Annotated in this window: 12 protein-coding genes; 1 reads left to right on the plus strand and 11 read right to left on the minus strand. The window is 68.5% G+C overall.

Translation table 11 applies throughout. From position 1 onward, the window contains the following. Window positions 1-8 precede the first annotated feature (8 nt). From rpsJ to KV100_RS06645, 8 genes are all read right to left on the minus strand, one after another. Window positions 9-317 (minus strand): 30S ribosomal protein S10, encoded by a 309-nt coding sequence (gene rpsJ, locus KV100_RS06610; RefSeq protein WP_039345402.1) that lies wholly within the window; start codon window positions 315-317, stop codon window positions 9-11. Window positions 318-721: 404 nt separating this feature from the next. Beyond that, entirely contained in the window at window positions 722-1,633 is a 912-nt protein-coding gene (locus KV100_RS06615) for a cation diffusion facilitator family transporter (protein ID WP_220342067.1), read from the minus strand. 140 nt (window positions 1,634-1,773) lie between these two features. After that, on the minus strand, window positions 1,774-2,967 hold the full coding sequence (gene tuf / locus KV100_RS06620) for an elongation factor Tu (protein WP_220342068.1): 1,194 nt from the start codon (window positions 2,965-2,967) through the stop codon (window positions 1,774-1,776). A gap of 75 nt (window positions 2,968-3,042) precedes the next feature. Then, complete coding sequence (fusA, locus tag KV100_RS06625; RefSeq protein WP_220342069.1) at window positions 3,043-5,151, minus strand: elongation factor G; 2,109 nt, start codon at window positions 5,149-5,151, stop codon at window positions 3,043-3,045. Between the two features lie 79 nt (window positions 5,152-5,230). After that, window positions 5,231-5,701, minus strand: coding sequence for a 30S ribosomal protein S7 (gene rpsG / locus KV100_RS06630; RefSeq protein ID WP_220342070.1), 471 nt, complete (start codon window positions 5,699-5,701; stop codon window positions 5,231-5,233). Further along, on the minus strand, window positions 5,701-6,075 hold the full coding sequence (gene rpsL / locus KV100_RS06635; protein WP_139087780.1) for a 30S ribosomal protein S12: 375 nt from the start codon (window positions 6,073-6,075) through the stop codon (window positions 5,701-5,703). The genes rpsG and rpsL overlap by 1 nt, the downstream gene beginning before the upstream one ends. 245 nt (window positions 6,076-6,320) lie before the next feature. Beyond that, entirely contained in the window at window positions 6,321-9,281 is a 2,961-nt protein-coding gene (locus tag KV100_RS06640) for an FAD-binding and (Fe-S)-binding domain-containing protein (protein WP_220342071.1), read from the minus strand. After that, complete coding sequence (locus tag KV100_RS06645) at window positions 9,278-10,567, minus strand: hydroxyacid-oxoacid transhydrogenase (protein WP_220342072.1); 1,290 nt, start codon at window positions 10,565-10,567, stop codon at window positions 9,278-9,280. Before KV100_RS06645 ends, KV100_RS06640 begins: the two co-directional genes overlap by 4 nt. Window positions 10,568-10,708: 141 nt before the next feature. Between KV100_RS06645 and KV100_RS06650 the strand changes: the two genes are divergently transcribed. Further along, window positions 10,709-11,902, plus strand: a complete 1,194-nt coding sequence (locus tag KV100_RS06650) for a hypothetical protein (RefSeq protein ID WP_220342073.1) — start codon at window positions 10,709-10,711, stop codon at window positions 11,900-11,902. On the opposite strand, the gene KV100_RS06655 is transcribed toward KV100_RS06650, so the two are convergent. The 3 genes from KV100_RS06655 to rpoB all read right to left on the minus strand — a co-directional run bounded on the left by KV100_RS06655 (window position 11,831) and on the right by rpoB (window position 20,550). Next, the gene (locus tag KV100_RS06655) at window positions 11,831-12,985 is read right to left on the minus strand and encodes an acyltransferase family protein (RefSeq protein WP_220342074.1); all 1,155 of its coding nucleotides are present in this window, start codon (window positions 12,983-12,985) and stop codon (window positions 11,831-11,833) included. The genes KV100_RS06650 and KV100_RS06655 overlap by 72 nt on opposite strands. A gap of 130 nt (window positions 12,986-13,115) precedes the next feature. After that, the gene (locus KV100_RS06660; protein ID WP_220342075.1) at window positions 13,116-16,994 is read right to left on the minus strand and encodes a DNA-directed RNA polymerase subunit beta'; all 3,879 of its coding nucleotides are present in this window, start codon (window positions 16,992-16,994) and stop codon (window positions 13,116-13,118) included. Between the two features lie 85 nt (window positions 16,995-17,079). After that, window positions 17,080-20,550: a DNA-directed RNA polymerase subunit beta gene (gene rpoB / locus KV100_RS06665; RefSeq protein ID WP_255559059.1), complete on the minus strand. Its 3,471-nt coding sequence runs from the start codon at window positions 20,548-20,550 to the stop codon at window positions 17,080-17,082. Window positions 20,551-20,595 lie beyond the last annotated feature (45 nt).

Below are 20,595 nucleotides of genomic sequence, written 5' to 3' on the forward strand. Positions count from 1 at the left end.
ATCGTTCCTCAGAGCTTGATCTCGATGTCGACGCCCGCAGGAAGGTCGAGGCGCATCAGCGAGTCGACGGTCTTCGGCGTGGGGTCGATGATGTCGATGAGGCGCTTGTGGGTGCGCATCTCGAAGTGTTCGCGGCTGTCCTTGTACTTGTGCGGCGAACGAATGACGCAGTAGACGTTCTTTTCCGTCGGCAGAGGCACCGGGCCAGCGACCGTGGCACCCGTACGCGTGACGGTGTCCACGATCTTGCGCGCCGAGGTGTCAATCACCTCGTGGTCATAGGCCTTGAGCCTGATGCGGATCTTCTGTCCCGCCATGCTCTCGCTTCGTCCTTCTCTTCGTACTGCCTCGGACTCTCCACCCCGGGATCGAGGAAGAGCGCTGCTCCCCTCCGACCCCCGAGGTCGGGCGTGTCGCGGGCTGTAGCGCGCGCGAGTCTTCACACCTCTGGAGTTGGATGGTTGGGCCCCGGACGCCGCCCACCCCGTGCGGGATGTGCCTGCTCTTCCTCGGACCAGGCGCACCAGCGCCGTTCACACCGGAGTGGAACGGCAAGGCGCGCCGAAGCAACTTTCCAAGTCTGACAGACACCACCCCTGATTGCCAAATCGGAGCAGGATCCGTCGCACTTGGACCAACTCTCACGGTAGCGAACACCACCAAACGGTCTGCCGTCGGGCGTCGCCGGCGGCCTCTGCCGTACGGGCTCGGCCGCGCGCTGTCAGCGGTGCGTGTGCTGCTCCGTGGCCGCATGGCCGGCCGACTCCAGCTGGAAGGTGGAGTGGTCCACGTCGAAGTGGTCGGAGAGACACCCCCGCAGCTCGTCGAGCACCCCGTGCCCCGCGTCGTGCTCGAGGACCTCGTCGGCGACCACGACGTGGGCCGACATGACCGGCATCCCCGAGGTGATCGTCCAGACGTGCAGGTCGTGGACGTCGAGGACCCCCCGAGCCTCCCGCATGTGGGCCCTGAGGTCGTCGAGGTCGAAGTCGCGCGGCGTCGACTCCAGGAGGACGTCGGCGACCTCGCGCAGCAGCCCGACGGCGCGCGGGAGGATCAGCGCGGCGATCGCCAACGAGGCGATCGGGTCGGCGGCGTCCCAGCCGGTCACCATGATCACGACGGCCGCCACGATCACCGCCACGGAGCCGACCGCGTCGCCGAGGACCTCCAGGTAGGCGCCCTTGACGTTGAGACTCTCCTGGGAGCCCTTGCGCAGCAGGAGGAGACCGACCACGTTCACCGCGAGCCCGAGCACGCCCGCCGCCAGCATCCACGGCGAGTCGACATGGGGAGCGTCGTCCAAGCGGCGTACGGCCGAGACCACGACGACCGCGCACAGCGCCAGCAGCACCAGGCCGTTGACGCCCGCGGCGAGGATCTCCGAGCGGTGGTTGCCGAACGTCCGACGCGGGCTGCCGGCACGTTGCGCGACCGTCACGGCAGCGAGGGCCATCGCGAGCCCGAAGGTGTCGCTGAGCATGTGGCCGGCGTCGGCCAGCAGGGCCAGGCTCCCGGTCAGGAGAGCGGCCACGACCTCGACGACGAGGACCAGCACGGTGAGGCCCAGCACGAACGCCAGACGCGGACGGTGCTGGGCGGACGGCGTGCCGTGCGCATGGTCGTGTCCCACGCCCTCACGATACGTCGCCCGGTCCGTGGCGCGCCGTGACGCACGCCATGGGCAGAGAACAGACGACGAGGCCCCGTCCAGCTCGTCGAGCTGGGCGGGGCCTCGTCCAGAGACCGTCCCGGGGTTGCCCCGGGCTCAGATCACTTGTTGATCTTGGTGACGCGACCTGCGCCGACCGTACGACCACCCTCGCGGATCGCGAAGCGGAGACCGTCCTCCATCGCGATCGGCTGGATCAGCTGCACCGACATCTCGGTGTTGTCGCCCGGCATGACCATCTCGGTGCCCTCAGGCAGCGTGACGACGCCGGTGACGTCCGTGGTGCGGAAGTAGAACTGCGGGCGGTAGTTGTTGAAGAACGGCGTGTGACGGCCGCCCTCCTCCTTGCTCAGGATGTAGACCTGCGCCTCGAACTCCGTGTGGGGAGTCGTGGTGCCCGGAGCGATGACGACCATGCCGCGCTCGACGTCCTCGCGCTTCGTGCCACGAAGCAGGAGGCCGACGTTCTCGCCCGCCTGGCCCTCGTCGAGAAGCTTGCGGAACATCTCGATGCCCGTGACCGTGGAGGTCTGCTTCGTCTCGCGGATGCCGACGATGTCGACGGTGTCGTTGAGCTTGACGATGCCGCGCTCGATACGACCCGTGATGACGGTGCCACGACCGGTGATCGTGAAGACGTCCTCGACCGGCATGAGGAACGGCTTGTCCGTCTCACGCTCCGGCTGGGGGATGTACTCGTCGACAGCGTTCATGAGCTCGATGATCGACTCGCCCCACTTGGCGTCGCCGTTGAGCGCCGGGAAGGCCGCAACGCGGACGACCGGTGCGTTGTCACCGTCGAACTCCTGCTCGCTGAGCAGCTCGCGGACCTCGAGCTCGACGAGCTCGATGAGCTCCTCGTCGTCGACCATGTCGCACTTGTTGAGCGCCACGACCATCGCCGGCACGCCGACCTGGCGCGCGAGCAGGACGTGCTCACGCGTCTGGGGCATCGGGCCGTCGGTGGCGGCGACCACGAGGATCGCGCCGTCCATCTGTGCCGCACCCGTGATCATGTTCTTCACGTAGTCGGCGTGACCCGGGCAGTCGACGTGCGCGTAGTGACGGTTCTCGGTCTGGTACTCAACGTGAGCGATCGAGATCGTGATACCGCGCTGGCGCTCCTCAGGAGCCTTGTCGATCTGATCGAAGGCCGAGGCCTCGTTCAGGTCCGGGTACTTGTCATGCAGCACCTTGGTAATCGCCGCCGTGAGCGTCGTCTTACCGTGGTCGATGTGACCGATGGTGCCGATGTTCATGTGCGGCTTAGTCCGCTCGAACTTCGCCTTAGCCACTGAGGCTCCTCCTCGATTGAATGATGCTTTTGCGCCGTGCGGTTGAGCTGATCGAAGCCTAGGTCAGGCCCGCGATCACTCGCCCCTGGCCTTCTTGATGATCTCTTCTGCGACGTTCTTGGGAACCTCGGCGTAGGAGTCGAACTCCATGGAGTACGACGCCTGCCCCGACGTCTTCGACCGGAGGTCTCCGACGTACCCGAACATCTCGGAGAGCGGAACGAGTGCGTCCACGACCCGGTCACCGGAACGTTCCGACATCTGCTGGATCTGGCCACGGCGAGAGTTGATGTCGCCGATGACCTCGCCCAGGTAGGACTCAGGGGTGGTGACCTCGACCTTGAACATCGGCTCGAGGAGCACCGGGTCTGCCTTGCGTGCCGCTTCCTTGAACGCCATGGAACCGGCGATCTTGAAGGCGAGCTCGGACGAGTCGACGTCGTGGTACTGACCGTCGGTCAGCGTCACCTTGACGTCGACCATGGGGTAGCCGGCGAGCACGCCGAACTCCATGGCTTCCTGCGCGCCCTCGTCGACGGCGGGGATGTACTCCCGCGGGACGCGCCCACCGGTGATCTCGTTCGAGAACTCGTAGCCGCCCTCTCCACCAGCCAACGGGCCCGTGGGCTCGATGCTGATGAGGACCTTGGCGAACTGACCCGAACCACCGGTCTGCTTCTTGTGGGTGTACGAGACCTTCTCGACCTTGCGCTTGATGGTCTCGCGGTACGCGACCTGCGGCTTGCCGACGTTGGCCTCGACGCGGAACTCGCGCTTCATGCGGTCCACGAGGATGTCGAGGTGCAGCTCGCCCATGCCGGCGATGATGGTCTGCCCGGTCTCCTCGTCGGTGTGGACCGTGAACGTCGGGTCCTCCTCGGCGAGACGCTGGATCGCGACGCCGAGCTTCTCCTGGTCGCTCTTGGTCTTCGGCTCGATGGCGACCTGGATCACCGGAGCCGGGAAGGTCATCGACTCGAGCACGATCGGGTTGCTCGGCTCGGAGAGCGTCTCGCCCGTGGTGGTGTCCTTCAGACCCATCACGGCGACGATCTGGCCGGCGCCGACCGACGCGATCTCCTCACGCTTGTTGGCGTGCATCTGGTAGATCTTGCCGATCCGCTCCTTGCGGCCCTTGACGGAGTTGAGCACCTGCGTGCCCGCCGTCAGGCGACCGGAGTAGAGACGGATGTAGGTCAGCTTGCCGAGGTGGGGGTCGGCCGCGATCTTGAACGCGAGGGCCGAGAAGGGCTCCTCCTCGGTCGGCTGGCGCGTGAGCTCGGTCTCCTCGTCGCCGGCCTTGTGGCCCGCCACGGAGCCGACGTCGACCGGCGAGGGGAGGTAGTCGACGACCGCGTCGAGCAGGGGCTGGACGCCCTTGTTCTTGAACGCGGTGCCGCACAGGACCGGGACGATCTTGTCGGCCAGCGTGGCGCGACGGATCGCCGCCTTCAGCGTGTCGACGTCGATGTCCTCGCCCTCGAGGTACATCTCCATCAGGTCGTCGTCAGCGGTCGCGACCGTGTCGAGCAGCTTCTCGCGGTACTCGGCGGCCTTGTCGGCGAGCTCGGCCGGGATCTCCTCGACCGTGTAGTCCTCACCGATCTCGGTCTCGCCGCGCCACGTGAGCGCACGCATGCCGACGAGGTCGACGACGCCCAGGAAGTCGGCCTCGGCGCCGATCGGGAGCTGCAGCACCGCCGGGTTGGCGTTGAGGCGCTCGACGATCGTGTCGACGCAGTAGAAGAAATCTGCGCCGGTGCGGTCGAGCTTGTTGACGAAGCACATCCGCGGCACGTGGTACTTGTTGGCCTGACGCCAGACGGTCTGCGACTGCGGCTCCACGCCGGCGACGCCGTCGAAGACCGCGACCGCGCCGTCGAGGACGCGCAGGGACCGCTCCACCTCGACGGTGAAGTCGACGTGACCGGGGGTGTCGATGATGTTGATCTGGTGGTTCTTCCACCAGCAGGTCGTCGCGGCCGACGTGATCGTGATGCCGCGCTCCTGCTCCTGCTCCATCCAGTCCATCGTGGCTGCGCCCTCGTGGACCTCACCGATCTTGTACGTGATGCCGGTGTAGAAGAGGATGCGCTCGGTCGTCGTCGTCTTGCCCGCGTCGATGTGCGCCATGATGCCGATGTTGCGCACCGTGGCGAGGTTGGTGGTGATGTCTACGGCCACCTTGGCTGACTTCCCTTGCTGTCGTGAGTCGATTCCGGAGATGGGTGCCGCCGGCCCGTGACGGGCCTACGGCACGCCGTCACCAGCGGTAGTGGGCGAAGGCCTTGTTGGCCTCGGCCATCTTGTGCGTGTCCTCACGCTTCTTGACTGCGCCGCCCAGACCGTTCGAGGCGTCGAGCAGCTCGTTCATCAGGCGCTCGGCCATGGTCTTCTCGCGACGCTCACTGGCGAACCGGACGAGCCAGCGAAGAGCGAGGGTGTTGGCGCGTGAGGCGCGGACCTCGATCGGGACCTGGTAGGTCGCACCGCCGACACGGCGGGACTTGACCTCGAGGGTCGGCTTGACGTTGTCGAGCGCGCGCTTCAGCGTGATGACCGGGTCGGTGCCGGACTTCTCACGCGAGCCTTCGAGCGCGCTGTAGACGATGCGCTGGGCGACCTGCTTCTTGCCGTCCTCGAGGACCTTGTTGATCAGCTGCGTGACCAGGGGGCTCGAGTAGACCGGATCGGCCTCGGTGGGACGCTTCGGTGCTGGACCCTTGCGCGGCATCAGCTCTTCTCCTTCTTCGCGCCGTAGCGGCTGCGAGCCTGCTTGCGGCTCTTGACACCCTGGGTGTCCAGCGCGCCGCGGATGATCTTGTATCGCACACCCGGGAGGTCCTTCACACGGCCACCGCGAACGAGCACGATCGAGTGCTCCTGCAGGTTGTGACCCTCACCGGGAATGTAGGCCGTGACCTCGATGCCGCTGCTCAGCCGGACGCGAGCAACCTTGCGCAGCGCAGAGTTCGGCTTCTTCGGCGTCGTCGTGTACACGCGGGTGCACACTCCGCGACGCTGGGGCGAACCCTTCAGGGCGGGCGTCTTGGTCTTCGCCACCTTGTCCTGACGGCCCTTGCGGACCAACTGCTGGATCGTTGGCACTACATGCTTCTTTCTTCTGTCCGGCTCTGTCTCTGTAGCTCTCTTCGTCCCCGCCGCAGGCGTCGTCCGGCGGCGCGCTCGGGGCGTGCCGCCACCGCGTCGTGCGATGGTAGGTGTTGCTGCTCGCGGTCCTGCACCTCGTCCGCACGGCCCGGCTGCGAGGCCAGGTCGCGCGACTCGACCGACGGTGCGGCGACACGCGAATCAGTGCACACGGACACGAGTCCACGGCACAATGTCCAAGACTACCGGGTGCCTCGTGAGGGGTCAAAACGGGTTCGGGGGGCGCCCTCACCACGGCCCTCGCGCGAGGGGTGGCGGTCCAGCAGCTCGGCCAGGTGGAGGGCCTGGACGCCGGCGAGATCGTCCAGCTGGGTCCGGCACGAGAACCCGTCCGCCAGCACGACGCTCCCCTCGGGCGCCTCGCGTACGGCGGGGAGCAGCTGGTGCTCCGCGACGGCCACCGACACGTCGTAGTGACCGCGCTCGACCCCGAAGTTGCCCGCCAGACCGCAGCATCCCCCGAGCCGGGTCACCGTAGCCCCGGCTCCCTGCAGCAGCGCCGCGTCGGCCTGCCAGCCGAGAACCGAGGCGTGGTGGCAGTGCGGCTGCGCGACGATCGTCACGTCGCTCAGGTCGGGCGCGACCCATCCGGGGGTCCGGGCGAGGAGCTCGGCGAGGGTGAACACTCCCCCGGCCACCTCGACGGCGCGGGGGTCGTCGGTCAGCTCGACGGCGTCCGAGCGCAGCACGGCGAGGCAGGACGGCTCGAGGCCCACGACGGGGGTGCCGAGCGCGACGTACGGGTGCAGCGCAGCCACCGTGCGCTCGACGTTGCGGCGGGCACCGTCGAGCTGACCGGTGGAGATCCACGTGAGCCCGCAGCACACCGACTCGTCGAGCAGCCGGACCCGGTAGCCCGCCGCCTCGAGCACGCGGACAGCGGCCTGCCCGGGCGCGGTGTGGAAGTAGTTGGTGAACGAGTCGGCCCAGATCAGCACCTCAGGACGGTCCGCCCCGGAGGTGTCGTGCAGCGCGGCGGCATCGCTCCCCCGGGTCGCCGTGCCCTCCCCGCGACTCCAGCGACGGAGCGTGGTCGAGGCGAAGCGCGGGATGCTGCGCCGGGGGTCGACGCCCGCCAGCCACAGCGCGAGCGGCCGCAGGCCCGGGGTCCGGAGCAGGGCGTTCACCAGCCTCGCCACCGGCGAGGACAGGCGCGCCCAGAGCGGGAGCAGGCCCAGGGCGTAGTGGCTGCGCGGCCGGAGACGACGTCGGTAGGTCTGGTGGAGCACCTCCGCCTTGTAGGTCGCCATGTCGATCCCGGTCGGGCAGTCCCTGGCACACCCCTTGCAGGAGAGGCAGAGGTCGAGCGCCTCGTGCACCGCCGGATCCTTCCAGCCCTTGTCGACCACCCGGCCGTCGACCATCTCCTGGAGCACCCGCGCCCGGCCCCGGGTCGAGTCCTTCTCATTGCGTGTCGCCACGAACGACGGGCACATCACCCCGCCCGCCGCCGTGTTGTCGGCGATGCACTTGCCGACGCCGGTGCAGCGGTGGACCGCGGCGCCGAAGTCGCCGTCGTCGTGGACGAGCCGGAGCGCGAGGCGGTCGCGGACTCGGCCGACGCCGGTGCCGCGGAGGTCGGCGTCGAGCGGGGCGGGATCGACCAGCACACCGGGGTTGAGGAGGTCGTCGGGGTCGAAGGCCGCCTTGACCCGCCCGAAGAGCGACAGCGACTCCGGCGTGTACATCAGCGGCAGGAGCTCGGACCGAGCCCGTCCGTCTCCGTGCTCACCGGACAACGAGCCGCCATGTCGCGCGACCAGCGCGGCGGCGTCGAGCAGGAAGGCGCGGAACACCCTCGTGCCCTCGTGCTCGGGCGCGGCGAACGGGAAGTCGATGCGGACGTGGACGCATCCGTCACCGAAGTGGCCGTACGGCACACCGTCCAGGTCGTACTGGCGCAGCAGGGCCTCGAACTCGCGCAGATAGGCACCCAGCCGCGCGGGCGGGACAGCGGCGTCCTCCCAGCCGGCATAGGCCGGACGTGAGAGCGACCGTGCCGCGAGGCCGGCCCCCTCCTCCCTGATGCGCCACAGGGCGGCCTGCTCGGCGACGTCGGTGACCAGCCGCGTCGAACGGGTGCCGACACCGGCGGCGACGGCCGCGGCACGCGCCTCGAGCTCGCCCGGCGAGCCTCCGGACAGCTCGACGAACATCCATCCGGAGCCGGCCGGCAGCTCGGGGACGGACGCGGGACCGCGCTGGGCACGGACGACGTCGACGATCCGGGCGTCGAGGCCCTCGCAGGCGGTCGGGTCGTGCGGGAGGATCGCCAGCACGTCGTCGGCAGCGTCGGCCATCGTCGGGTAGCCCAGGAGCAGCAGGACACGGTACGGCGGATCGGAGACCAGGTCGACGGTCGCACCGAGGGTGACGGCGAGCGTGCCCTCGGTGCCGGCGAGGAAGGTCGCCACGTCGAACCCGTTCTCGGGCAGGAGGTGCTCCATGGAGTACCCCGACACCTGCCGCCCGAACCGCCCGAACTCGGTCCGGATCGTCGCGAGGTCGGCACCGACCACGGCGCGGAGGGCTTCCAGCGTCGGCGACGAGCCGGAGCCGCTCGAGGCGGAACCGGCCACGGGCCGGACGAGCGAGAGCCGCTCACCGCTCGCCGTGACGACGTCGAGCGCGGCGACGGTGTCGGCCGAGCGTCCGTACGCGAGGGCGCGGGACCCGCACGCGTTGTTGCCGATCATCCCGGCGATGGTGCACCGGGTGTGCGTGGACGGGTCGGGCCCGTAGCGCAGCCCTGCCCGCGCTGCCTCCCGCTGCAGCGCGGCATGGACGGTGCCGGGCTCGACCCGGGCCGTACGGGCCTCGCGATCGATCTCGAGGACACGGTTGAGGTGGCGCGTGAAGTCCATCACGATCCCCGGGCCGACCGCGTTGCCGGCGATCGACGTCCCGGCACCGCGCGAGGTGAGCGGCACCCCCGACGCACGGGCGACGTCGACGACCGCAAGGACCTCGTCGGTGGTGCGCGGCCGCACGACGACCTGGGGGACGACACGGTAGAGCGAGGCGTCGGTGCTGTAGAGCGCGCGCGCCAGGGGGGAGTCGTCGACGTCGCCGACCCCCGCGCGACGCAGAGCCGTGGCGGTGTCGAGGCCGAGCGTGGCCGCATCGACCGAGGAGGGCGTCACCACAGGCTGATCGACCGCTCGAAGATGCCCGCCACCGCCTCCTCGTCCACCGGCTTGGGCGCGGTGGCGAGGAGCCGCTGCTGCTTCATCGTCCCCTCGACGAGAGCGGGGACGTCGCCCTTGTCGAAGCCGACGGCGCCGATGCCTGCGGGGATGCCGATGTCGCGCATCAGGCGGACGAGCACCTGCGGCAGGAGGTCGGCGAGGTCGGACGGCCGGGCAGCGCCGGGCTCGAGGAGCTCGGCCGCGCGCACGTGCCGCTCGGGCGCGGCGTCGAAGGTGTAGCGGAACGCCTCGGGAGCGGTGAGCGAGACCGCCATGCCGTGCGGCACCATCGCCTCGTCCTGCGGGTAGCCCGAGGGACGGAAGTCCTTCACCTGGCCGGCGATCGGGTAGGCGTTGGCGTGCGGGATATGGACCCCGGCGTTGCCGAACCCCATGCCGGCGAACGTCGCGGCGAGCGCCATCTGCTCGCGGGCGTCGACGTCACCGCCGTCGTGCACCGCCGCGCGGAAGGACGACGCCAGCAGGCTCATCGACTTCTCGGCCCACACGTCGGAGATGGGGTTCGCTCCGCAGTACGGGACGCGCTCCGAGGCGGCCTTGCGCTCGTAGGAGGTGAACGGACGTGCGGTGTAGCTCTCGAGCGCGTGGCAGAGGATGTCCATCCCGCTGGCCGCAGTGACCTCCGGCGGCTGGGACAGCGTCAGCTGGGGGTCGATGATCGCCAGCTCCGGCCTCAGCCGCGGATGGCTGATGCCCGTCTTCACGTGCTGCGACAGGACGTCGAGCACGCAGATCGTGGTGCTCTCGCTCCCGGTGCCGGTCGTCGTCGGGAGCGCGATCAACGGGAGGAGGGCCTTGGCCGGCGCCCGGCCTGCTCCCACCGGCACGTTGATGTAGTCCATCAGCTCACCGTCGTTGGTCGTGAGCAGGTTGACCGCCTTGGCGGTGTCGATGCTCGAGCCTCCTCCGAGGGCCACCACGGCGTCGAAGGGACCGTGCGAGCGTGCGAAGTCGATCGCATCGGAGAGGCTCGCGTCGGTCGGCTCGACGTGCGAGTCGGCGTAGACGACCAGCTCCACGCCGTCGGCCGCGACCTGCTCGACGACCCGGTCGGGGACACCGGTCGCCTCGAGGCCGCGGTCGGTGACCAGCAGCGCTCGACGCACACCGAGCGACGCGAGCTCGTAGCCGAGCTCCGCGCTCGCGCCGGACCCGATCTTCAGTCTCGGGGACCCGTAGGTGAAGACAGTCTCGGGACGGGTCGGCTGGGCGAACGGCATCCGGGCTCCTGAAGGTCACGACGGCCCACAGGCGCGTCTGTACGCGTGTTGCGTAGATGACAATACGGCGTCACGGGCACTTGTCGGGCACCTGACCACGTTGCTCTAGGGTGTTCGGGGGCTTGATCTGGAGGTGGACGGATGAACCGGTCGACAGTGGCCGCTGCGCTCGCAGCGACCCTGGTCCTCGGCCTGGGCGCGTGCAGCCCGCTCGCGCCGGCACGACCCGACCCCTCTGCGACCACCCACACCAGCCTCAAGGTGGACGTGGCCCAGCACGAGAGCTTCTCCGGCACGCCCATCGTCTACTCCTTCACCGTTCCCGACGGGGCGACCCAGCTCGGACCGCTCGTGCGTCAACGAAGCCCTGAGCTGCTCGCCGCGTACGAGCCGGTCCTGGCCGAGGCTGAGCGTCGTCAGGCACTCGAGGCGGCCGCCGACGCCGTCGAGAACCAGGGCGAGACGACACCGACACCGACCGAGCCCCCCAACCCGCTCCCCACCGACGACAGCTTCGCGATCCTCTCGGAGCCGCCGGAGCCCGACACGACGACGGCACTGCTGAGGATCGACGGTGACCCCGGCGAGGTGTTCAGCAACGTGCTCGCCCAGGTGGCCGAGGCCATGCCCGCGCTCGAGCTCGACCCTGACGCGTGGTCGCGATTCTGCACCGCGTCAGACGGCGTCTACACCGGCTGCTCGTTCGACGTGACAGGGCGCACCACCGAGGACGTCGGGGTCCGGGTCTCGGTGACCATCGACCCGGGCAACCTGCGGACGCAGCAGTCCCCCGCCGGCGCCCAGGGCAAACCGGTGATGACGTACACCGTCGTGGCCACCGATCCCCCCGACATGCGGCCGGTGTGGGCGGCGCTCGACGAGGAGACCGACACCCCGGCCGAGGGCGAGCCGCAGGTCCTGCCCGCTCCGGAGAAGGTTCCGGCGACGACCGCGCCTCTGCCGCCGGCCCCGCAGGTGGAGGGCACGTGGCCGAAGCTCCCGGTCTCGCGCCCGGTTGCCACCGGCGGCGACCTCATCACCCCGCAGTGGAAGCTGCGCGACGACTCGGCGCTGCTCCTCTCGGGCGACCGGCCCGCCTTCGCCAGCATCCTTGTCGAGCGCGGCGCCAACGCCGACGCGATCGCACGCAGCTATGTGCTGGCCTACAGCACGGCCGGCGACCCCGTCCAGGACGTCATCGAGGACCGCACCGAGATCAGCACCACCTACCGCGCCGTGACGCCGAAGAACGGCCCGACCGTCTCAGCGACGTTCACCCAGGCCGGACGCGGCAACTACATCGCGCTCTTCTACGCCCCGCCCTCGCGCGGCTGAACGGCCGGGCTCGTCTGGGCGTTCCGCCGGGCGGCGGAACGCCCACTCCATCCGTGGGGCGAGCAGCGGCCCGACGGCACGCGCGACGCGTTCCGACATCAGCGCGGTGCCCAGGAGGGCCGCGCCGACGAGGACGATCGGCACGCAGTACGGGCCCAGCTCGGCCAGAAGGTCGAACGCGCCGACGTGGGCCAGGGCGATGATCACGAACCCGTGGAGGAAGTACGCGTTCATCGTGCGGCGGCCGAGGCCGGTCGTGACGTCGACGCGCCGCGGGATGACCGACAGGACCGCGGCGGTCAGGGCGAACCCGACCACGAGCAGGCCCGCGCGCGTCGTCAGGCCGCCCAGGGCGTCGGCCTCGAGGGGCGACTCGGCGTAGGCGTCACGCCAGTAGAGCCACGAGACGTACCAGCCCTCGTGACGCAGCTGGCACCAGGCGAACGTGCCGGCCAGGGCGAGCGCCGACACGACACGGACCAGCGGACGGCGGAGGAACGCGAAGTGCGCCGGCCGCAGGTACATCCCCGCCACGTAGAACGGCAGCAGACCGAGGATGCGGTGGATCGAGACGACGTTGCTCACCTGCCACAGTCCGGCCACCAGGCTCACGGCGATCGCGACCAGCACCGGCGCCCGCACCACCTGCCAGAGCGGGGTCGACAGTCGCCAGGCGACCAGGGCGATGAGGAACCAGGTGGACCACGCCGGGTCGAGCAGGTTGATGTCGAGGGGCTTGCCGTCCAGCACCGCGCGGAACCCGTCGAGACCGACGTTGAGGACGATGTAGGGGACGACGAGTGTCGTGACGAGCGCTCGCGTCTGCTTGGGCGAGCCTTCGTAGCGTCGCGAGACGTAGCCCGAGACGAGCACGAACGCGGGCATGTGGAAGGCGTAGATCCAGGCGTAGGTGCCCCGGGCGGCAGGGACGTCGAGGAGGTACTGCAACGCGTGCCCGGCGACCACCAGGAGCATCACCCAGTAGCGGGCGTTGTCGAGAAGAGGATCGCGCGCCGCCGGTCGGGCCGCTGCGTCGACGGAGCTGTCGGCGTCTGCTCGGGGCTGCATCAGCGTCGTAGACATCTGGCACGACGTAACCACCCGTTCCTTAACGCATCCTGAGAGGGCCCGAGAGCACGCGGCGGACGGTGCACGACGTGCGAGGGCCCCCGGGAGCAGATGCTCCCGGGGGCCCTCGTCAGGACCTCGTCGATCAGCCGGAGAAGCTGCCGAAGTCGAAGTCGTCCAGCGCGACGGACTGGCCCCCGGTGTTGCCGAAGTCGTAGTCGTACGACTCGTACCCGGTCACCGCGTACGCCGCCTGGCGCGCCTCCTCGGTGGGCTCCACCCGAACGTTGCGGTACCGCTCGAGGCCGGTGCCCGCCGGGATCAGCTTGCCGATGATGATGTTCTCCTTCAGGCCACGGAGCTGGTCCGACTTGCCCTGGATCGCCGCCTCCGTGAGGACACGGGTCGTCTCCTGGAAAGACGCGGCACTCAGCCACGACTCGACCGCGAGGGAGGCCTTCGTGATGCCCATCAGCACCGGACGGCCGGATGCAGGCTGCCCGCCCTCGGCCACCACGCGACGGTTGGCCTCCTCGAACGTCGCACGGTCGTGCAGGTCACCCGGCAGCAGCTTGGTCTCGCCCTGGTCGATGACCGTGACGCGACGCAGCATCTGCCGCACGATGATCTCGATGTGCTTGTCGTGGATGGCCACGCCCTGGCTGCGGTAGACCTCCTGGACCTCGTCGACCAGGTGCTCCTGAGCCCGGCGGACGCCGAGGATGCGCAGAACCTCCTGCGGATCCGGCGTGCCGTGCGTCAGCTGCTGCCCAACCTCCACCTCGTCGCCGTCGGCGATGAGGAGACGCGAGCGCTTGGACACCGGGTACTCGTGCGGCTCAGACCCGTCGTGCGGGACGACGACGAGCTTGCGAGCCTTGTCGCTGTCGTCGATCGTCACGCGTCCGGCGGCGTCCGAGATCGGCGCGCGGCCCTTGGGCTGACGCGCCTCGAAGAGCTCGACGACACGCGGCAGACCGTGCGTGATGTCGTCACCGGCCACACCACCGGTGTGGAAGGTACGCATCGTCAGCTGGGTGCCGGGCTCACCGATCGACTGGGCCGCGATGGTGCCGACGGCCTCGCCGATGTCGACGAGCTTGCCGGTCGCCAGCGAACGGCCGTAGCACTTGGCGCAGGTGCCGGTCTTGGCGTCGCAGGTCAGCACCGTACGGACCTTGATCTCCTCGATCCCGGCCGCGACGAGCCGTGCGATCTCGGGGTCTCCGAGGTCGCCGGCGGCCTCGACGAGGACCTCACCCGTCTCCGGGTGGGTGATCTCGGTCGCCGCGTTGCGGGCGTACGCCGAGGTCTCGACGTTCTCCGCCAGCACGAGCCGGCCGTCAGGCAGACGGTCCGCGATCCGCTTGGGCAGACCACGCTCGGTGCCGCAGTCCTCCTCGCGGATGATGACGTCCTGGCTGACGTCGACCAGGCGACGCGTCAGGTAGCCGGAGTCCGCCGTACGGAGCGCGGTGTCGGCCAGGCCCTTGCGCGCGCCGTGGGTCGCGATGAAGTACTCGACGACCGACAGACCCTCGCGGTAGTTCGCCTTGATCGGGCGCGGGATGATCTCACCCTTCGGGTTGGCCACCAGGCCTCGCATCGCGGCGATCTGACGCATCTGCATCATGTTGCCGCGAGCGCCCGACTGGATCATCATCCAGATCGGGTTGTCCTCGGTGAAGGTCTTCTCCATCTCGGCGGAGACCTCGTTGGTGGCCTGCGTCCAGATCTCGATGAGCTCGCTGCGACGCTCGTCGTCGGTGATCAGACCGCGCTGGAACTGCTTCTGGACCTTGGCGTCCTGATCCTCGTAGATGGCGAGGATCTCCTGCTTGCGGCTCGGGGTGACGACGTCCTCGATCGAGATCGTGACGCCGGACCGCGTGGCCCAGTGGAAGCCGGTGTCCTTCAGCGCGTCCAGGGACGCGGCGACCTCGACCTTGCTGTAGCGCTCGGCGAGGTCGTTGACGATCACACCGAGCTGCTTCTTGCCGACCTGGTAGTTCACGTAGGCGTAGTCGACCGGGAGCGCCTCGTTGAAGAGGACACGACCGAGCGTGGTCTCCAGCGTCAGGGCGTCACCGCGGCTCCAGCCCTCCGGGACCTCGACGTCGGCCGGGGGCACGACCTCGGGGAACCGGATCTTGATCTTGCTCTGGAGCGCGATCTCGCCACGGTCGAACGCCATCCTCGCCTCGGACGCCGAGGAGAACGCGCGGCCCTCGCCCGGCTGTCCGTCACGCTCGAGCGTGAGGAAGTACAGCCCGATGACCATGTCCTGCGTCGGCATGGTGACCGGACGACCGTCGGCGGGCTTGAGGATGTTGTTGGTCGACAGCATGAGGACGCGTGCCTCAGCCTGCGCCTCGGCCGACAGCGGGAGGTGGACGGCCATCTGGTCACCGTCGAAGTCGGCGTTGAAGGCCGAGCAGACGAGCGGGTGGATCTGGATGGCCTTGCCCTCGATGAGCTGCGGCTCGAACGCCTGGATGCCCAGTCGGTGCAGGGTGGGTGCACGGTTGAGCAGCACCGGGTGCTCGGAGATGACCTCTTCGAGGACGTCCCACACCTCGGCGCGCGCGCCGCGCTCGACCATGCGCTTGGCCGACTTGATGTTCTGCGCGTGGTTCAGGTCGACCAGACGCTTCATCACGAACGGCTTGAACAGCTCGATCGCCATCTGCTTGGGCAGACCGCACTGGTGCAGCTTGAGCTGCGGGCCGACGACGATGACCGAACGGCCCGAGTAGTCGACGCGCTTGCCGAGCAGGTTCTGGCGGAAGCGACCCTGCTTGCCCTTGAGCATGTCGGAGATCGACTTGAGCGGGCGGTTGCCCGGTCCGGTGACCGGCCGTCCACGACGGCCGTTGTCGAACAGCGAGTCGACGGCCTCCTGGAGCATCCGCTTCTCGTTGTTGACGATGATCTCCGGCGCGCCGAGGTCGAGCAGACGCTTGAGCCGGTTGTTGCGGTTGATGACGCGACGGTAGAGGTCGTTCAGGTCGCTGGTGGCGAAGCGGCCACCGTCGAGCTGGACCATCGGCCGCAGCTCCGGCGGGATCACCGGGACCGCGTCGAGGACCATGCCGGCGGGCCGGTTGTCTCCCGACATGAAGGCCGAGACGACCTTGAGGCGCTTGAGGGCTCGCGTCTTGCGCTGGCCCTTGCCGGTCGCGATGGTCTCCTTGAGGCTCACAGCCTCCGCCGCGAGGTCGAAGTCCTGGAGGCGCTTCTGGATCGCCTGCGCGCCCATGTAGCCCTCGAAGTACTTGCCGAAGCGGTAGGTCATCTCGCGGTAGAGCAGCTCGTCGCCCTCGAGGTCCTGGACCTTGAGGCTCTTGAAGCGGCTCCAGACCTCGTCCAGACGGTCGATCTCGCGCTGGGCGCGGTCACGGATCTGCTTGACCTCGCGCTCGGCGGCGTCCTTGACCTTGCGCTTGGCGTCGGCCTTGGCGCCCTCGGCCTCCAGCGCACCGAGGTCCTCCTCGAACTTCGCCATGCGCTGCTCGATGTTGTTGTCGCGACGCGACTCGAGGTTCTTGCGCTCGACGTCGATCTTGGCCTCGAGCGAGGGCAGGTCGCGGTGACGCGCGTCCTCGTCGACGTGCGTGATCATGTACGCGGCGAAGTAGATGACCTTCTCGAGGTCCTTCGGCGCGAGGTCGAGGAGGTAGCCCAGCCGGCTGGGAACTCCCTTGAAGTACCAGATGTGGGTGACGGGAGCGGCGAGCTCGATGTGTCCCATGCGCTCACGACGCACCTTGGAGCGGGTCACCTCGACGCCGCAGCGCTCGCAGATGATGCCCTTGAAGCGGACACGCTTGTACTTGCCGCAATAGCACTCCCAGTCCCGCGTGGGACCGAAGATCTTCTCGCAGAAGAGACCGTCGCGCTCGGGCTTGAGCGTGCGGTAGTTGATCGTCTCGGGCTTCTTCACCTCACCGTGGGACCACCCACGGATCTCGTCGGCGGTGGCAAGGCCGATCTTGAGCTGATCGAAGAAGTTCACGTCGAGCACGTTGTCTTCTTTCCTTCGTGATGAAAAATCTGTGGACGAGGCCGGAGGCGGGGCGCGGACTCAGAGAGTGCCGCGCCCCGGCGACTCAGACCTCCTCGACGCTGGCGGGCTCGCGGCGCGAGAGGTCGATCCCGAGCTCTTCAGCAGCCCGGAACACGTCCTCCTCAGCGTCACGCATCTCCACCGCGGTGCCGTCGGACGAGAGGACCTCGACGTTCAGGCACAACGACTGCATCTCCTTGACGAGAACCTTGAACGACTCCGGGATGCCTGGCTCGGGGACGTTCTCGCCCTTGACGATCGCCTCGTAGACCTTCACACGTCCGAGGATGTCGTCCGACTTGATGGTCAGGAGCTCCTGCAGGGCGTAGGCCGCGCCGTACGCCTCGAGGGCCCACACCTCCATCTCGCCGAACCGCTGTCCACCGAACTGCGCCTTACCGCCGAGCGGCTGCTGCGTGATCATCGAGTACGGACCCGTCGACCGTGCGTGGATCTTGTCGTCGACGAGGTGGTGCAGCTTCAGGATGTACATGTAGCCGACCGAGATCGGTGCCGGGAACGGCTCACCCGTACGTCCGTCGAACAGCATCGCCTTGCCGTCACGGCCGACCATCCGCTCGCCGTCACGGTTCGGGAGGGTCGAGGCCAGGAGTCCCTGGATCTCGTCCTCGCGCGCACCGTCGAACACCGGGGTGGCGACGTTGGAGTCCATCGGCGAACGGTCTGCGCCGATGGAGCGCAGGCGCTCGGCCCACTCGCCCTTGCTCTCACCGATGTCCCAGCCGGTCTTCGCGACCCACCCGAGGTGGGTCTCGAGAACCTGACCGACGTTCATCCGGCCTGGCACGCCGAGCGGGTTGAGGATGATGTCGACGGCGGTGCCGTCGGGCAAGAACGGCATGTCCTCGACCGGGAGGATCTTGGAGATGACGCCCTTGTTGCCGTGGCGGCCGGCGAGCTTGTCACCATCGGAGATCTTGCGCTTCTGCGCCACGTAGACGCGGACCAGCTGGTTCACGCCCGGGGGCAGCTCGTCGCCCTCCTCACGGTCGAAGACGCGGACGCCGATGACCGTGCCGGACTCGCCGTGCGGCACCTTGAGGGAGGTGTCGCGGACCTCGCGCGCCTTCTCGCCGAAGATCGCACGGAGCAGACGCTCCTCCGGGGTGAGCTCGGTCTCGCCCTTGGGCGTGACCTTGCCGACGAGGATGTCGCCGTTGGAGACCTCCGCGCCGATCCGGATGATGCCGCGCTCGTCGAGGTCGGCGAGCATCTCGTCGCTGACGTTCGGGATGTCGCGGGTGATCTCCTCCGGGCCCAGCTTGGTGTCACGCGCGTCGACCTCGTGCTCCTCGATGTGGATCGAGGTCAGCACGTCGTCCTGGACGACACGCTGCGAGAGGATGATCGCGTCCTCGTAGTTGTGGCCCTGCCACGGCATGAACGCCACGAGGAGGTTGGAGCCGAGCGCCATCTCGCCCTCGTCGGTGCAGGGACCGTCGGCGATCGGCGAGCCCTTCTCGAGGCGGTCGCCCTCCTTGACCAGCGGACGCTGGTTGATGCAGGTGCCCTGGTTGGAGCGGGTGAACTTCGACAGCCGGTAGGTCTTGTAGATGCCGTCGTCCTGCATGACCTCGACGAAGTCCGCGCTGACCTCGGTCACGACGCCCGGGGCCTTGGCCACCGTCACGTCACCGGCGTCGACGGCGGCACGGAACTCCATGCCGGTGCCGACGAGCGGCGCGTCGTTGCGGATCAGCGGGACCGACTGGCGCTGCATGTTGGAGCCCATGAGCGCGCGGTTGGCGTCGTCGTGCTCGAGGAACGGGATGAGCGCCGTCGCGACCGACACCATCTGGCGCGGCGAGACGTCCATGTAGTCGACCTCGTCGGCCGGGACGAGCTCGGCCTCGCCACCACGCTGGCGGACGAGCACGCGATCCTCGGCGAAGGTGCCGTCCTCGTTCAGGCGCGAGTTGGCCTGGGCGATGACGTAGCGGTCCTCGTCGCTCGCGGTGAGGTACTCGATCTCCTCGGTGACGCGGATGCCGTCGACCTTGCGGTACGGGGTCTCGACGAACCCGAACGAGTTGATGCGACCGTACGACGCCAGCGAACCGATCAGACCGATGTTGGGACCCTCGGGGGTCTCGATCGGGCACATGCGGCCGTAGTGCGACGGGTGGACGTCACGGACCTCGTAGCCGGCGCGCTCACGAGACAGACCACCCGGGCCGAGGGCCGAGAGACGACGCTTGTGCGTCAGGCCCGCGAGCGGGTTGTTCTGGTCCATGAACTGGCTCAGCTGCGACGTGCCGAAGAACTCCTTCAGCGCCGCCACGACGGGGCGGATGTTGATCAGGGTCTGGGGCGTGATGGCCTCGACGTCCTGAGTCGTCATCCGCTCGCGGACGACCCGCTCCATGCGGGCGAGACCCGTACGGAGCTGGTTCTGGATGAGCTCGCCGACGCTGCGCAGGCGGCGGTTGCCGAAGTGGTCGATGTCGTCGGCCTCGACGAAGGTCGGGCCGGCCGGCATCTCGAGCTCGGTCTCGCCGGCGTGCAGCGCGACGATGTACTTGATCACCGAGACGATGTCCTCGATGGTCAGCGTCTGCTGGTCGAAGGCCTCGTCGGTGCCGAGCTTCTTGTTGATCTTGTAGCGACCGACCTTGGCGAGGTCGTAGCGCTTGGGGTTGAAGTAGTAGTTGTCCAGCAGCTGCTGGGCGGCCTCGGTCGTCGGCGGCTCGCCCGGACGCAGCTTGCGGTAGATGTCGAGCAGCGCGTCGCTCTGGCCGGACGTGTTGTCCTTCTCCAGGGTGGCGCGGATCGAGTCGTACTGGCCGAACTGCTCGAGGATCTCGGCCTCGGACATGCCGAGGGCCTTGAGCAGGACCGTCACGCTCTGCTTGCGCTTGCGGTCGAGGCGGACGCCGACCTGGTCGCGCTTGTCGATCTCGAACTCGAGCCAGGCGCCGCGCGACGGGATCACCTTGGCGGTGTAGATGTCCTTGTCGGACGTCTTGTCGGGCGTGCGCTCGAAGTAGACGCCCGGCGAGCGGACGAGCTGGGACACGACGACCCGCTCGGTGCCGTTGATGATGAAGGTGCCCTTGTCCGTCATCAGGGGGAAGTCACCCATGAAGACGGTCTGGCTCTTGATCTCGCCGGTCTCGTTGTTCATGAACTCGGCGGTGACGAAGAGAGGCGCGGCGTACGTGACGTCACGGTCCTTGCAGTCCTCGACCGAGTTCTTGGGCGGCTCGAAGCGGTGGTCGCGGAACGACAGCGACATCGTCTCGGAGAAGTCCTCGATCGGAGAGATCTCCTCGAAGATCTCCTCCAGACCGGACTTCCGGGAGACGTCGTTGCGACCGGCGGCAAGCTGCTCCTCGACCGAGGCCTTCCAGCCCTCGTCCCCGATCAGCCAGGAGAAGCTGGACGTCTGGAGCGACAGCAGCTCCGGCACCTCGAGGGGCTCAGAGATCTTGGCGAAGGAGACACGACGGGGGTTGGTTTTGGCGGAGGTGGCGGCAGTGCGCGAGGAAGCCAAGAGGGGTCCTTCCAAAGGCTCGCAGTTCCCGGTTGCGGCACCGTC

Source organism: Mumia sp. zg.B21 (assembly GCF_019550855.1).
Lineage (GTDB): Bacteria > Actinomycetota > Actinomycetes > Propionibacteriales > Nocardioidaceae > Mumia.